Genomic DNA, 12,915 nt, shown 5'->3' on the forward strand with positions numbered 1-12,915 from the left:
AAGTGGGTTAGATTTGATAGCTGATATGTTGATGGAAGCGTACGATGAGATCTTCACGCTCCGGATCGACACCTATGTCGGCTGCGAAGGCCTTCAGAGCTGTTTCAACATTGTTCATAAAGCGACCGAAACCTGAATCATCACAGTCCTTAGTACCTGCCACTATGGTAAAGTGCGCGGCTTCGACTAAGTTATCGGCATCCCAGCGACGGATAACTTGTTGCTCAGTCGCATTAGGATCGAACCCTATCATTTGTACTTCGGCTTTGCTGTCGAGCTTTTCAAACTTACTGTTACGCACAAGCGGTGTTAAGCCGTTCGCTATCATAGCAAGGCGTGTCAGTTGTCTATTCGCTGCCGCTTTGAGGAAGCAGTCTTCAAGATGCTGATATAAAGGCGTAAAGTCAGTGGCTGAGTCAGGTAATAAACCCTGTTTGAGTTTGCGGCTCAGTGGCAAGCTCACAGTCACATAGGTGAGAGAGCTAACGTTTTCTGGTAACTCACATTTTCTGGCTTTATATCTTGGGCCGATGGCGCGCAGTTTATAACCATAGGTTTCTTTATAGCCCTTAGCTTTTGCGAACAGATCATAGGATAAATGCTGATGGTCGCGGACCTTAACCTTAAGATCGCTTATTGGCATTAAGGGCATTAATTCAGTGAGCAACTCACGCACCTTGATATGGAAACTGGCGGAATTACTGCGAATATCGTCACCTGTGGCAAGAAACACAATGCGCAGTTTGCGGGCGCGATAGTTTTCTTGCGAGAATAAGTTTTGGGCTTCGTGGTAGGCTGGGTTATAAAAAAATAGAATTTGTTCAGTGGTTTGGAAGCAATATGCTTCGGTATGGTAACGCACTACTGGCAGTTTATCGTTAGTGATCACGTGAACATTACGGAGATCGTGTTGTTCTGCCAAATTAAATATCAAACGGCTTAACGTTTGATAACAGCTTTGATAATCGGGATATTGATTGAGTAGCTCATCCGTCACCTTGATTTCGGCTGTGATGTATTGATTTGTACGGGCTTCCTTGGGTATGTACACTTTTTGCTGATGGCTAAGGGACATATTGACTCCTTGTTTGAGTTAACCATTTGCTAACACGAATTTTACTGTTTATCTATAGGGTTAATCTTGCGTTAGAACACGTTTTTATCCGTTGAGTATGAGTTTAGCTAAGTAAGCGGTTCGTTAGCTTAAAATAGCAGCTATTTTATTGGGTTAACGCATTTTCTATCCATGGTTGCATCCAAGCCGCAATCTGAGCTTGCGCCTTTTCGTTGGGATGAATGCCATCCCTTTGCATTAATTCTGGATGGGGAGCGATATCCTGCATAAAGAAGGGGATCAACACTATATCCTGGGTTTTAGATATGTCTTGATACACTTGGGTGAACTTTTGGGTATAGCGAGGGCCATAGTTAGGCGGTACCATGATCTCGGTCAGCAGCACTTTTGCGCCGCTATCTTTGGCTAGGGTAATGATTTGGATTAGATTATTTTCGAGTTGCGTTGGGGGGAATCCACGTAAACCATCATTACCTCCTAGCTCAATGACCACAAGATCGGGAGCAACAGAATCGAGCAAGGCGGGTAATCGGCGTAGGCCGCCCGCTGTGGTTTCGCCGCTCACTGAGCCATTGGTAAACTGATGTTCGGGCAGATTTTTTTGCAGTAGTGCTACCCAGCCTGACTGTTCTGCCATGCCGTAGCTAGCGCCTAAGCTATCGCCGAGGATCAGTATCTTTGCCGCGTGAGCGGGCGTGACCATGAGTACACTCAGTAGGATGAATGCCCCTAGGGTCTTCGCCATTGATTTTAATCTTAGCGTTTGATACCAGAACGATTTATATAAGAAGGATCCTATGTCTAACGTCATCTTAAAAAACAGTGCCATTAATGTTGTTAACCTCGAAAAATCAGTGATTACTCAGGAAGGAACGCTCACTATCCTCAAGGGCATTAACTTAGATGTCAAGCAAGGTGAGAGTGTGGCTATTCTCGGCCCATCAGGTTCGGGCAAATCCACCTTATTGGGATTGCTTGCGGCGCTTGATACGCCTACGTCGGGGGAGATTTGGCTCGATGGTGTGGCATTATCACCACTGAATGAAGAGCAAAAAGCGGCACTGCGTAAACAGAAGGTCAGCTTTATTTTTCAATCCTTTATGTTAGTGGATACCTTAACTGCACTCGAGAACGTCATGTTACCCGCCGAGCTTGCAGGCGTGAGCAATGCCAAGGAAAAAGCGCAGGCCATGTTGGTGCGGGTTGGTTTATCCCATCGCTTGACTCATTTACCCAAACAGCTTTCGGGTGGTGAACAGCAAAGGGTGGCGATTGCCCGCGCTTTTATCTGTGAGCCTACAGTTTTGTTTGCCGATGAACCAACAGGCAATTTAGACAGCGTCAACGGCCATAAGATTGCCGATATGTTGTTTGAGCTTAATCAAGAAAGCCATACAACCTTAGTCCTCGTTACCCATGATCTGCTGCTGGCCAAACGGTGTGAGCGTCAACTAGTGATGGATAACGGCCATTTACAGGAAGATATTACTCAAACAGAACCGCTAGCCGATGTTAAGGAGGCTTAATAATGGAGTTAAGTCTGGCATGGCGTCTGTTTAAACGCGAGTTACAGCAAGGGCAATTGTTATTGATTATCCTCGCTATTACGCTCGCGGTTTTGTCTGTGAGTGGCTTGGCGCGGGTGAGTGAACGTCTGCAAGTGGCAATTAGTGGTCAAGCTTCACAGTTTATTGCTGCCGACCGTATTATCGATTCGCCAGTTAAAATTGATGCGGCGATTTTATCCAAAGCCGAAGCGCTTGGGCTTAAGCATGTGACTAATATGCAATTTAATTCCATGGTCTATTCGGGAGATAAGTTTCAGTTAGTCACAGTACGCGCCGTAGAGTCGGGTTACCCGCTTAAGGGGGATATTGAACTCACCAGCGGTAAAACAAAGGCGTTACCTCAAGCGGGCGAAATCTGGTTTGAGACTCGCTTAGGCGGACTTTTGGGTTATCCCAAATCCATCGAACTAGGTAACAGCGAATTTGTGCTCAGCAATGAGATCAGCCGCTTACCCGACGCAGGTTTTAATCCTTTTGCTTCATCGCCTGTGGTATTGATGCGGATGGAGGATGTCGCCAAAACAGGTGTTATTCAACCAGGCAGCCGCGTGACTTATCTGTATCAATTTGCTGGAGATGAAGCCTCGCTTACGGCCTTTGAACAAAGTGTTAAACCGCTTTTGAATAGCACCCAGCGTTGGGTCGATGTGCAATCCGGTGACTCACCTATTGCGGGAGCCGTTAAGCGAGCGGAGCGCTTCTTACTGCTGGCAAGTTTGATGGGCATTGCATTGGCCTGCGCGGCGATAGGTATTGCCGCCCAGCGTTATTGTCAGCGTCATTACGATGTGGTGGCCATGCTGAAAACCTTTGGCGCCTCGGCAAAGCAAATTCGCCTGTTGTTTGGTACTCATTTATTGTTGGTAACGCTACTGGGAATTGGTCTAGGTCTTATTGGGGGGGGGTTACTCGATTTTGGGATCAGTTATCTATTGCCACCCGAAATTGCGGCCTATTCACCGCCACTCACACGACCATTATTACTCGGCATCAGCACAGGGCTCATCAGCGCCTTTATGTTTTCGGCTTATCCATTGATGCGTTTACTGGCTATTCCGCCACTGCGGGTGTTGCAGCGCCAGTTAGAAGGCTTACAGCTTGGTATGTGGCTGCATTTGCTACTGAGTCTAGGGGCTATGGCGCTATTGGGCTATTTGTATTCCCAAAGTTGGACTTTGACTCTGACTGTGGTCGCGGCTGTGCTATTGCTGGCTGCGCTATTAAGTCTGCTTGGATTTGTGATGATACGAGCAGGACACAGTGTTGGTATGAAGACTACCAATCCTTTGCAATTAGCGCTGGCGGGGCTAAGGCGTCGTGCGCGGCAAAATGCGGTGCAATTGGTCGGCTTTAGCGCTGCACTGGTACTGTTATTGACGATTTTGGCGTTAAGACAAGATTTACTTAACGAATGGCAAAAACAGTTGCCCGAAAATGCGCCTAATTATTTCCTTGTCAATATTGCGCCTGATGATGCAAAGCCCTTGAATGATTTCATGACGGCTAAGGGGATAGTGGCGACAGACATTTATCCGGTGATCCGTGGCCGATTAACTCAAATTAACGGTGAAGCGCTGATTTCGAATGAACAGTCAGAAGCGGGTGAAAAGGGAAGAGTGGGCATTTCGCGCGAGTTAAACCTAACGTGGCGCAATACACTGCCTGCTAACAACGAACTGTTAGAGGGGCATTTTAATCAAGCCGCTGATGAAGTGTCGGTGGAGTCTGGCGTGGCGGAGCGTTTAGGTATTGGTCTTGGCGATAAGCTGACTTACGTGATTGATAATCAAGAGCTCACAGTTAAAGTTGCCAGTATTCGTGCCGTACACTGGGAAACGCTGCAACCGAACTTCTTTATGATTTTCACCCAAGAAGCGCTCGCGCCTTTTGCGTATACCTCGATGGCGAGTTTTTATCTGAATGATCAGGCGACTAACGATAAGACTATTAATGCTGATGGTACGCCTAAGGGTGCAGTGATCCTTGCGCTTATTCAGCAATTTCCGACGATATCTATCATAGATGTTGGCGCTATGGTGGGGCAGTTGCGGCAGATAATTGAGCAAGTGTCGCTGTCGTTGTCTTTAGTGCTGGCCTTAGTGTTATTAGCCAGTGCCTTAGTCTTGATTGCACAGACTGAGGCTGGCATGGCAACTCGGCAATGTGAACTCGCTGTGTTGCGTACCTTTGGTGCTTCAGGATGGTTATTGCGCAGTGCAACGGGTTTAGAGTTCGCCTTACTTGGCGGTATTGCGGGTGTGTTAGCCGTAATTGTGGCCGAATTTGCGTTATATCTACTTAAGACGCAAGTATTTGAACTTAATGTATACATGCACTGGCCTTGGTGGGGTATTGCCCCAGTTTCTGGAGCCTTAATTGTCGCCTTACTTGGGGTGTGGTGTTGCCGAGAATTGCTCAGCCAATCTTGCTCTGAGCTATTAAAGGCGGGCAGCTAGTGGTTGCTTGCATGGGTTAACGCTTGAGTTTATGACGTACATAGGCTGAGTTAACAATTAAAAGCACTGATGCTGCCTAAGCTCAGTGCTTTTTTATTGTCTGGCTGATTCTGCTGAGGTTGAGCATGACTCGAACATGAATTTGAGCATGAACATGCCTTTTTACATCGGCTTACAAATTGATCTGTGCTTAAGCAGGTAGCAACAGAACTTAGTGCAACGCAATGGGTCTATCTAACTGAGAACAGCGACTAGCTTATATATGCCATAGAGGGAATATTATGTTCAAAGGAATAACAAAACTGCTTAAGGATAATCGCTCCTTTTTTCTGTTTATCAGCTTAATGTTAGTGTTCAGGAGCGCTGTGGCAGATTGGAATACTGTGCCATCGGGTTCTATGCTGCCGACTATCGTCGAGGGGGATCGCATTCTTGTTAATAAGATGGCTTATGATCTTAGGGTGCCATTTACGCATATCGCATTAGTTAAACTGGCAGATCCTGCTCGTGGCGATATTGTGGTATTTGACTCGAAAAAGGCCGATAAAAAGCTGATTAAGCGGGTAATAGCTGTGCCAGGCGATACTGTGATGATGCAGGATAATCGCTTGTATTTAAACGGCGAACTGCTCAGCTACACATCCCAAGCATTGAGTGCTTATGCTCCCGCTGATGTGACAGAAATGCAGGAAAATTTACTCGGTATGGTCCACAGTATTCGCCTTAACCCTGTACCCTCAAGGCTTGCCAATTTTGGACCTGTCACAGTGCCAGAGGCGCATTATTTAGCCCTGGGTGATAATCGTGATAACAGCGCTGACTCTCGGGTTATTGGCTTCGTGCCCCGTGATGAGATTGTTGGCCGTTCAAGTTCAGTCGTTTTCTCCCTTGATTATGATGATTATTACCTGCCTCGGCCTGAACGCTTAATGCGTGAATTCTAGTCTTAACTATTTTGAACCATGAAATAGGGCGCCAAAGTCGGCGCCCTATTTTTTAAGTGATTGAGTTATAAACAACTACTTCATAAAGCTCAGATAGCCCTGTAAGACAATTAAGTTAACTATGTCGATAAAGAAGGCTCCGACTATAGGTACTACCATAAAGGCTTGGGGTGATGGCCCTGTGCGCGAGACGAGCGCGCCCATATTCATTACTGCTGTTGGGGTTGCACCCATACCAAAGCCGCAGTGTCCACCGGTGATCACCGCAGCATCGTAATTACTGCCCATGACTTTGAACGTCACGAAATAGGCAAAAATGGCCAACACTGCGGTTTGTACCAGTAAAATCACCAGTAGCGGGATCGCTAAATCAAAAATTTCCCATAACTTTAAAGTCATTAAGGCCATTGAGAGGAAGAGTGACAGCGCGACAGTCCCTATCACATCGATGCTTTCGGTATGGGGTTTGTAACCGCGGGTGAGTTCTGTGAGATTAGCGATCAGCACGCCAAGAAAAAGAGCATATACAAAGTCGGGCATCTTTAGCCATGCAATACCCGATTGGCTGATCCACAGCGTGAGCCATTTTGATCCTGCAACACACAACAACAGTACAAACAGAGTTTCTAATATGGTTTTGGCGGTGACTTGGTCTTCTTCTAAGTGATCATAAGTGACTAAATGCGGATGTTCAGTGTGATGCTTGCGGCCAACTCCATAGCGAGAAACGAGATTATGTTTACCGATTAATCGCTGCGCGACGGGGCCACCGATGATCCCACCCATGATCAAACCAAAAGTTGCCGCGGCCATAGCAAACTCTAAGGTGTTGATACCGTAGCGCTCAGCAAAGGTTTGTGACCAAGCTACGCCGGTACCATGGCCGCCCGACAGAGTAATTGATCCTGCGATAAGTCCCATGATGGGATCGAGCCCCAATAGGCTGGCTAAACTGACGCCGACGGCATTTTGAATCACAATATACACTGAGGCCACACCTAAAAAGATGAAGACTTTTTTACCACCGCTGAGCAATAGCTTGTAGTTTGCCGAGAGGCCAATGGTGCTAAAAAACATCAGCATTAAGGTATTTTGCAGTGATAGGCTGAAATCGAGACTGATATTTTGAAAGTGAAGAAATGTGACTCCCGCGGCGACAACTAGGCCACCCACTATGGGTTCGGGGATATTATATTGCCTGAAGACACGTACATGGCGATTGATAGAGTGGCCGATAAACAGCACGAAAATGGCAATTAAAAATGATTCTAGCTCGCCAATCATATAGGTCGTGTGCATGAAAATTCCTTACAAACTGTCTTAGTGCGGGCGTTTCATTGGGCACAATGTCCAATGAGAAGTAACCCATCTTGTTATTAAGTACCTGCTAATGCTGGATGTTAAGCGCTTGATGTCGAGGACAGATCAGTGTCAATCCGATAAAAATTTAAAGGACGAGTAGGCGCGAGTGTGTATCGTTTTATGGTCTACAGACCAAGAACAGCAGATTAAATAGCCTGTTCCTGAGCATAAATAACTGTCTATTTATGAGGTGTTGCTGACTCTATCTGTGGTCAAGGCTGAGGCGGTTAATGCGTGCCTCCTATGACCGAATGGAGGCGAGTTTAGCAGAAAATGGACGGATTGTCGCTAAATCATAATATAAATCATGATGTTACACTCTTGTTTTTCTAGTGTTGCTAAAATAATGGCAAAATTGACGCTACAATATACCTGGTTGTTGAGCGGATTTGAGTACTAAGTTCCGCCTGCATCAGCCACTGATTTTATCAGTATATTTAAGCTGAGTTTAGGCTCTAGCGTACAGGCCTATTTGGCTAACACGTTTGTTAAGGCGTTATCGAGATCACTGAATTGAAACTGAAAACCCGCTTCGAGGGCACGTTTGGGGTAAACAAATTGCCCTTCTGTCAGCAGCTCCGACATTTCGCCCATCGCTAAGCGTAATGCAAGCGGTGGGGTCGTGATTAACGCTGGGCGATTAAGTGCTTTTCCGAGCACTTTGGTAAACACAGCGTTACTCACTGGATTGGGTGCTGTGGCATTAAATATGCCTTTACAGTGTTGTTGAGTGAGTAAAAAATCAATAAGGGAAATGAGATCCTGCACATGGATCCAGCTCATACCTTGGCGTCCATGGCCAATTGGGCCACCGAGTCCGAGTTTAAATGGCGGTAACATTTTCTCTAAGGCACCACCTTTACCTAGCACGATACCAATACGGATAATGCAGACGCGTGTGTGCTCTGAGGTTGCATTTAGCGCTTCTTGCTCCCATTTTCGACAGATGTCATGGCTAAACTCAACATGGGCGCCACTAGACTCATCGAGTAATTTATCATCGTGTCGCCCGTAATAACCGACTGCCGAACCACTCACCATGATCTGAGGAGGAGTGCTACTCTGCTGTATTAGCTGAGTTAATCTTGCCGTAATATCCCAGCGACTATCACAAATGCGTTGCTTCTGGTTTTTACTCCAACGTTTAGCGACTATGGGTTCACCCGCAAGATTTACAATGGCATCAATGTGATTTAAGTCGCTTAGCGCATCGAGACTCTCGAGGTAATGGTGCTGATTACCGAGCACTTTTTGTGTTTGTTGCACTGAGCGAGTTAATAACGTCAGTTGATGATATGGCGCCAGTCGTTCGACTAATTGGCGGCCAATAAAGCCGCTTGCGCCGGTGATCAGTATATTCATGGGACCTCTCTTAATTGGTTAAGCTCTGCGGATATATACCAAAATGCGGTGTGCAACGATCACTTAGTCGGAGTATTTTTAGCCAGATTATTTTTGATAACATAACTCCATCGAGACTGAATCGGCAAAGCGTAGTGCATGGGGTTTGTCTATTTCGACACTGGCAAATTCAACCCAAGGATGCTCACTGGCGATGGCCAGCGTTTGGCTGGTGAGATTTTCGAGTAATGAGAAACGGTTATTCTCAATCAGTTCAATGATCTTTTTGGTGATTGTGCGGTAATTGAGCGCATCCTCGACATTGTCACTGTTGCGGGCACGTTCGGCACAATAATGGATCACGACATTAATGATCACGTCTTGGCGATTTTGGATTTCATCTTCTTTAATGCCAATAAAAGTACGAAGTCTTAAGTTTTTAATGCGTATAATCGCGGTTTCTGGTTTCATAATGACAAATGGCTATCTTAAGCTAAAGTTGCTGAGGTTAAGTGGTTTCAAGGGTTAGCCTAACAATTTTATCTAAGATCAAGAAGGATTTTTAATAAATGACTCGACCTAATGCGCCCTCTGCTGCTTATCGTGGCTTTGCGGTTATGGCCTTTGTAGTGATTATTTTGGCAGGGATTAAGGCGGCGAGCCCGATTGTGGTGCCGTTTGTGCTGTCCAGTTTTCTTGCGGTGATTTGTAATCCTGCAATCGGTTTGATGACAAAGTTCCGTGTGCCTAAATGGCTGGCAGTGATCCTCTTGATGGGTTTTATTGTGTTGATGGGCCTATGGTTAGCCTCAGTCGTCGGCAGTTCTGTCAATGAGTTTTCTAAACAATTGCCCCAATATCGCGATCAGCTGGTGGAGCAGTTTTCGTGGATTATCCATAAATTACAGGCATTAAATATTCAGATTTCGAAGGATCAGGTATTAGCCTATTTTGACCCAGGTATGGCCTTGTCTATGACCACGAATATGCTATCGGGTGTCGGCAATGTGATGGCGAATTTATTTCTGATCATCCTCACTATCGTCTTTATGCTGTTTGAAGCTCAGTCGCTGCCAAAGAAATTGCATCTGGCATTGGACGATCCCGATATGCGCTTAAAGCAGATTGACCGCTTTTTACAATCTGTGAATCAGTACATGGTGATCAAGACCTTAGTGAGTTTGGCTACTGGGATCATCGTCGGTGTGGGGTTGACCTTCATTGGCGTGGATTACGCCATGTTATGGGCGGTGATTGCTTTCCTGTTTAATTATATTCCCAATATTGGTTCTATCATTGCCGCCATTCCAGCTGTGTTGTTGGCCTTTATTCAGCTTGGCCCTGCGGCTGCGGGGGGGACTGCACTTTTGTACGTGGGTGCCAACATGGTGATGGGCAATATCATTGAGCCTAAATTTATGGGGCGCGGTCTGGGGTTATCGACCTTAGTGGTGTTTTTATCATTAATTTTCTGGGGCTGGTTATTAGGTTCTGTGGGCATGTTGCTGTCAGTGCCATTGACTATGGTGGTTAAAATTGCCCTCGAATCGAGTAAGAGTGGTAATTGGTTAGCCATTTTATTATCAGACGATATTGAAGATAAGTTCTTGGCCAGTAACACGGAAAATTCAATTCCCAATGGCGATGAAGCCAATACAAGTGCAACTGAGAGTAAGTAATAGAAGATGCAAAGTTTTATACAAGCGCTAGCGACAATTGAGTTAGGTGATGATGCGGTGCGGTTATTTCACGGCCGCGGTGGGCATTACGTGGGTTGTGAGCACCTATGTTTAGATTGGTTTGCACCAGTGCTATTGCTGACCAGCTTTACTCCCTTGGAGGATACGGATTTAACCCTCTGCCAACAGGCGATTGCAGTGCGCTGGCAAGCTATTCGGCCAGATAGTCAATTGAATTTAGTCTACCAATACCGTAGTACGGGGGAGACGTTTACCCAATTATTGCAAGGTGAAGTGCCTGAGCCGCATATCGTTAGCGAAAATGGCGCACGGTTTCAGGTGCACCTAATGCGCGGACAAAACCACGGACTCTTCCTCGATATGGCCAATGGCCGTGAGTGGGTGAGAGCAAACGCCCGTTATAAAAAGGTGCTTAATTTGTTCGCTTATACCTGTGGTTTCTCGGTCGCGGCATTACAAGGGGGCGCCGATGAAGTCGTGAATATGGACATGAGCAAAGGCGCATTAGGCATAGGCAAGCAGAACCATTTGCTGAATGGCTTTAGCGCGGGGGCCCGTTTTTTAGGCCATGATATTTTTAAATCTTGGGGCAAACTGAAAAAGCTCGGTCCCTACGACATTGTTGTTGCCGATCCACCGAGCAATCAGAAGGGCAGTTTTGTTGCGACTAAGGATTATGTGCGTTTAATTAGGCGGTTACCTGAGTTGCTTGCCGAGAATGGCGAAGTATTACTGTGTCTAAATGCACCTGAACTCGATACCACTTTCCTGCGTCAACAGGTAGCGGAAGCAGCACCTGCACTCGAATACATAGAGCGCTTAGCCAATCCGCTAGCCTTTATGGATGTGTCTGAAGAGAAGTCACTTAAGGTGCTTCACTACCGCTTATCGACTCAAGCCTAGGCCTGATTTAGCTTAACAGGCCAGTATTAACTGGCCTTTTTGTCGGCTTAGGTTGAATGTTTAGCTTTTTACACAGTCGCTTATTACTCAGCACTTATTATTCAGTAGCTTAATCGCTCAGATAGCTGCGATCGCCCATAGGTTTTAATCACTTTACTGACTTGATGTTGGTCTAAGTGTTTTAGGGTGGACATTTCACCATAAAGCCTGCCCTGAACATCTAATGGCATTCCCTAGATTCATTTTATGTAAGTGATTTCTGTTAATCGCTTTTGTGTATAAAGCGAATGATGAAATGGCGTCAGCATGGCCTCAATATCCTCGTAGAAAAGTGAAAGTCTTTCATGTCGAATCACTGATTGTGAGCTATTTAAATGATAACCAGCCTTAAATGCTATGCTTGGCGATACAAAACTGAAAGTTTTCTGTAATTGTGGCTTTTGCTTTGTTATACTCCAGCCCACGGAATGTATCCCTTTCCTCATAGGCAAAATGTCAGCATAGAATGGCAAGCCTCTGCGACCTTACCCAATCAAGCAGGAGTTGTTATGGAAGTTCATGAATACGAAAATGCTTATTATCAAGTGAAAGACGATGTACTAACGTCTTTACCTGCTGAAAGCGAAGAAGAAGTGATCCAAGCTTAATCGATAGCGATTAAACTGACGGTACTTATGAGTCGGAAATAACAGAACAAGCACAAAAAAATAGCAACCCTAAGGTTGCTATTTTTTTGGCTGAAAGTAAGCAGAATGATTGTATGACAAGGTATGCGCGGTGAAAGCAGGCAAGAAAGGGGGTTAACCGTTAACTTTGCGCTTTTCAGGCAGAAGTTCGACGATAATCCATTGGCTACCAATTTTGTGTAGGCGTATGGTCCTGTCATCAATCCATGGTTGACCACCTTTAAGACCTTTCATTTTGACCACAACAATGACGTCTTTGGTAAATTTGCGGAAGAAGTCGATATCGATATCATCAATTTCCATTTCAACATTGGTCATAGATAGGCCGAGCATATTACGCTGTACGGCTGCGGCAATGTGGTAATGGGTGAGCACTTGTTTAATGGGATCGTCGACGTATTGCTTGGCTTGTTCAACATTACGATCAACATAAATCGCTTTAAAAAAGCCTAAGCTCACTTCTTCCGGTGATAACTGGCGTTGCTCTTGCGTTGAGGGATCGCCACAACCGAAGAGGAACAGGAGGGAGAAAAAAAATAGAGTTCGCATAAGTTTTAGTTATTGGAATTTGTTCCGAGTATCGCGATTTTAGCTGTAATGTACAAGTCTTGTCGTGATTCGCTGTCTATTGTGAAAAGCATTGACTCAAACCTCATGTGTGTGGCATATAGTTAGGAGTCATATAAAAAGGTTATCCACAGAAACTGTGGAAAACTATGTTGAAGACTTCAGTGATACTTTGTAAGTCATTGATATTGTCTTGCTTTATTTGCTGGTTAAAAAGTGACGCTTTTCTGCTTTCCATTATGTTCCACTTCTACTTGTGGATATTTTTCGCAATTTGCCGAGCTTATTCACACTGCATAATTCGATATTTCTC

The 12,915-nt window shown here is 45.4% G+C and carries 11 protein-coding genes; 5 read left to right on the forward strand and 6 right to left on the reverse strand.

What is annotated here, in order from left to right:
* Nucleotides 1-7: 7 nt before the first annotated feature.
* Nucleotides 8-1,075 carry a DUF3083 family protein gene (locus L5M11_RS12260; RefSeq protein WP_028760986.1) on the reverse strand — a complete coding sequence of 356 codons (1,068 nt, stop codon included), beginning with the start codon at nt 1,073-1,075 and terminating at the stop codon, nt 8-10.
* Between the two features lie 145 nt (nt 1,076-1,220).
* Nucleotides 1,221-1,820: an arylesterase gene (locus L5M11_RS12265; protein ID WP_263163352.1), complete on the reverse strand. Its 600-nt coding sequence runs from the start codon at nt 1,818-1,820 to the stop codon at nt 1,221-1,223.
* A 52-nt stretch (nt 1,821-1,872) separates the two neighbouring features.
* Between L5M11_RS12265 and L5M11_RS12270 the strand changes: the two genes are divergently transcribed.
* The 3 genes from L5M11_RS12270 (at nt 1,873) to lepB (ending at nt 6,043) form a co-directional block, all read left to right on the forward strand.
* On the forward strand, nt 1,873-2,601 hold the full coding sequence (locus L5M11_RS12270; protein WP_212600695.1) for an ABC transporter ATP-binding protein: 729 nt from the start codon (nt 1,873-1,875) through the stop codon (nt 2,599-2,601).
* Nucleotides 2,602-2,603: 2 nt separating this feature from the next.
* Nucleotides 2,604-5,099: an ABC transporter permease gene (locus L5M11_RS12275; RefSeq protein WP_263192231.1), complete on the forward strand. Its 2,496-nt coding sequence runs from the start codon at nt 2,604-2,606 to the stop codon at nt 5,097-5,099.
* A 281-nt stretch (nt 5,100-5,380) separates the two neighbouring features.
* The gene (gene lepB / locus L5M11_RS12280; RefSeq protein ID WP_263192232.1) at nt 5,381-6,043 is read left to right on the forward strand and encodes a signal peptidase I; all 663 of its coding nucleotides are present in this window, start codon (nt 5,381-5,383) and stop codon (nt 6,041-6,043) included.
* A gap of 75 nt (nt 6,044-6,118) precedes the next feature.
* On the opposite strand, the gene gltS is transcribed toward lepB, so the two are convergent.
* The 3 genes from gltS to folX all read right to left on the reverse strand — a co-directional run bounded on the left by gltS (nt 6,119) and on the right by folX (nt 9,217).
* Nucleotides 6,119-7,342, reverse strand: coding sequence for a sodium/glutamate symporter (gltS, locus tag L5M11_RS12285; RefSeq protein ID WP_263192234.1), 1,224 nt, complete (start codon nt 7,340-7,342; stop codon nt 6,119-6,121).
* A 531-nt stretch (nt 7,343-7,873) separates the two neighbouring features.
* A complete protein-coding gene (locus tag L5M11_RS12290) occupies nt 7,874-8,767 on the reverse strand; it encodes a TIGR01777 family oxidoreductase (RefSeq protein ID WP_263184833.1) in 894 nt (297 codons plus the stop codon).
* Between the two features lie 87 nt (nt 8,768-8,854).
* Nucleotides 8,855-9,217: a dihydroneopterin triphosphate 2'-epimerase gene (folX, locus tag L5M11_RS12295; RefSeq protein ID WP_006082167.1), complete on the reverse strand. Its 363-nt coding sequence runs from the start codon at nt 9,215-9,217 to the stop codon at nt 8,855-8,857.
* A gap of 98 nt (nt 9,218-9,315) precedes the next feature.
* Between folX and L5M11_RS12300 the strand changes: the two genes are divergently transcribed.
* Both L5M11_RS12300 and L5M11_RS12305 read left to right on the forward strand, forming a co-directional pair.
* Nucleotides 9,316-10,425 carry an AI-2E family transporter gene (locus L5M11_RS12300; RefSeq protein ID WP_028760979.1) on the forward strand — a complete coding sequence of 370 codons (1,110 nt, stop codon included), beginning with the start codon at nt 9,316-9,318 and terminating at the stop codon, nt 10,423-10,425.
* A gap of 6 nt (nt 10,426-10,431) precedes the next feature.
* Nucleotides 10,432-11,349, forward strand: coding sequence for a class I SAM-dependent methyltransferase (locus L5M11_RS12305; protein ID WP_263184832.1), 918 nt, complete (start codon nt 10,432-10,434; stop codon nt 11,347-11,349).
* An 800-nt stretch (nt 11,350-12,149) separates the two neighbouring features.
* Here L5M11_RS12305 and L5M11_RS12310 read toward each other — a convergent pair.
* A complete protein-coding gene (locus tag L5M11_RS12310; protein WP_105252133.1) occupies nt 12,150-12,584 on the reverse strand; it encodes a hypothetical protein in 435 nt (144 codons plus the stop codon).
* Nucleotides 12,585-12,915 lie beyond the last annotated feature (331 nt).

This window comes from Shewanella sp. SM87 (genome assembly GCF_025653705.1).
Lineage (GTDB): Bacteria > Pseudomonadota > Gammaproteobacteria > Enterobacterales > Shewanellaceae > Shewanella > Shewanella oncorhynchi.

Bases quoted from the DNA above. Each gene is read 5' to 3' on its own strand.
- gltS (WP_263192234.1), bottom strand. From the start codon at position 7,342: ATGCACACGACCTATATGATTGGCGAGCTAGAATCATTTTTAATTGCC.
- L5M11_RS12300 (WP_028760979.1), top strand. From the start codon at position 9,316: ATGACTCGACCTAATGCGCCCTCTGCTGCTTATCGTGGCTTTGCGGTT.
- L5M11_RS12290 (WP_263184833.1), bottom strand. From the start codon at position 8,767: ATGAATATACTGATCACCGGCGCAAGCGGCTTTATTGGCCGCCAATTA.
- lepB (WP_263192232.1), top strand. From the start codon at position 5,381: ATGTTCAAAGGAATAACAAAACTGCTTAAGGATAATCGCTCCTTTTTT.
- L5M11_RS12260 (WP_028760986.1), bottom strand. From the start codon at position 1,075: ATGTCCCTTAGCCATCAGCAAAAAGTGTACATACCCAAGGAAGCCCGT.
- L5M11_RS12310 (WP_105252133.1), bottom strand. From the start codon at position 12,584: ATGCGAACTCTATTTTTTTTCTCCCTCCTGTTCCTCTTCGGTTGTGGC.
- folX (WP_006082167.1), bottom strand. From the start codon at position 9,217: ATGAAACCAGAAACCGCGATTATACGCATTAAAAACTTAAGACTTCGT.
- L5M11_RS12270 (WP_212600695.1), top strand. From the start codon at position 1,873: ATGTCTAACGTCATCTTAAAAAACAGTGCCATTAATGTTGTTAACCTC.
- L5M11_RS12305 (WP_263184832.1), top strand. From the start codon at position 10,432: ATGCAAAGTTTTATACAAGCGCTAGCGACAATTGAGTTAGGTGATGAT.
- L5M11_RS12275 (WP_263192231.1), top strand. From the start codon at position 2,604: ATGGAGTTAAGTCTGGCATGGCGTCTGTTTAAACGCGAGTTACAGCAA.
- L5M11_RS12265 (WP_263163352.1), bottom strand. From the start codon at position 1,820: ATGGCGAAGACCCTAGGGGCATTCATCCTACTGAGTGTACTCATGGTC.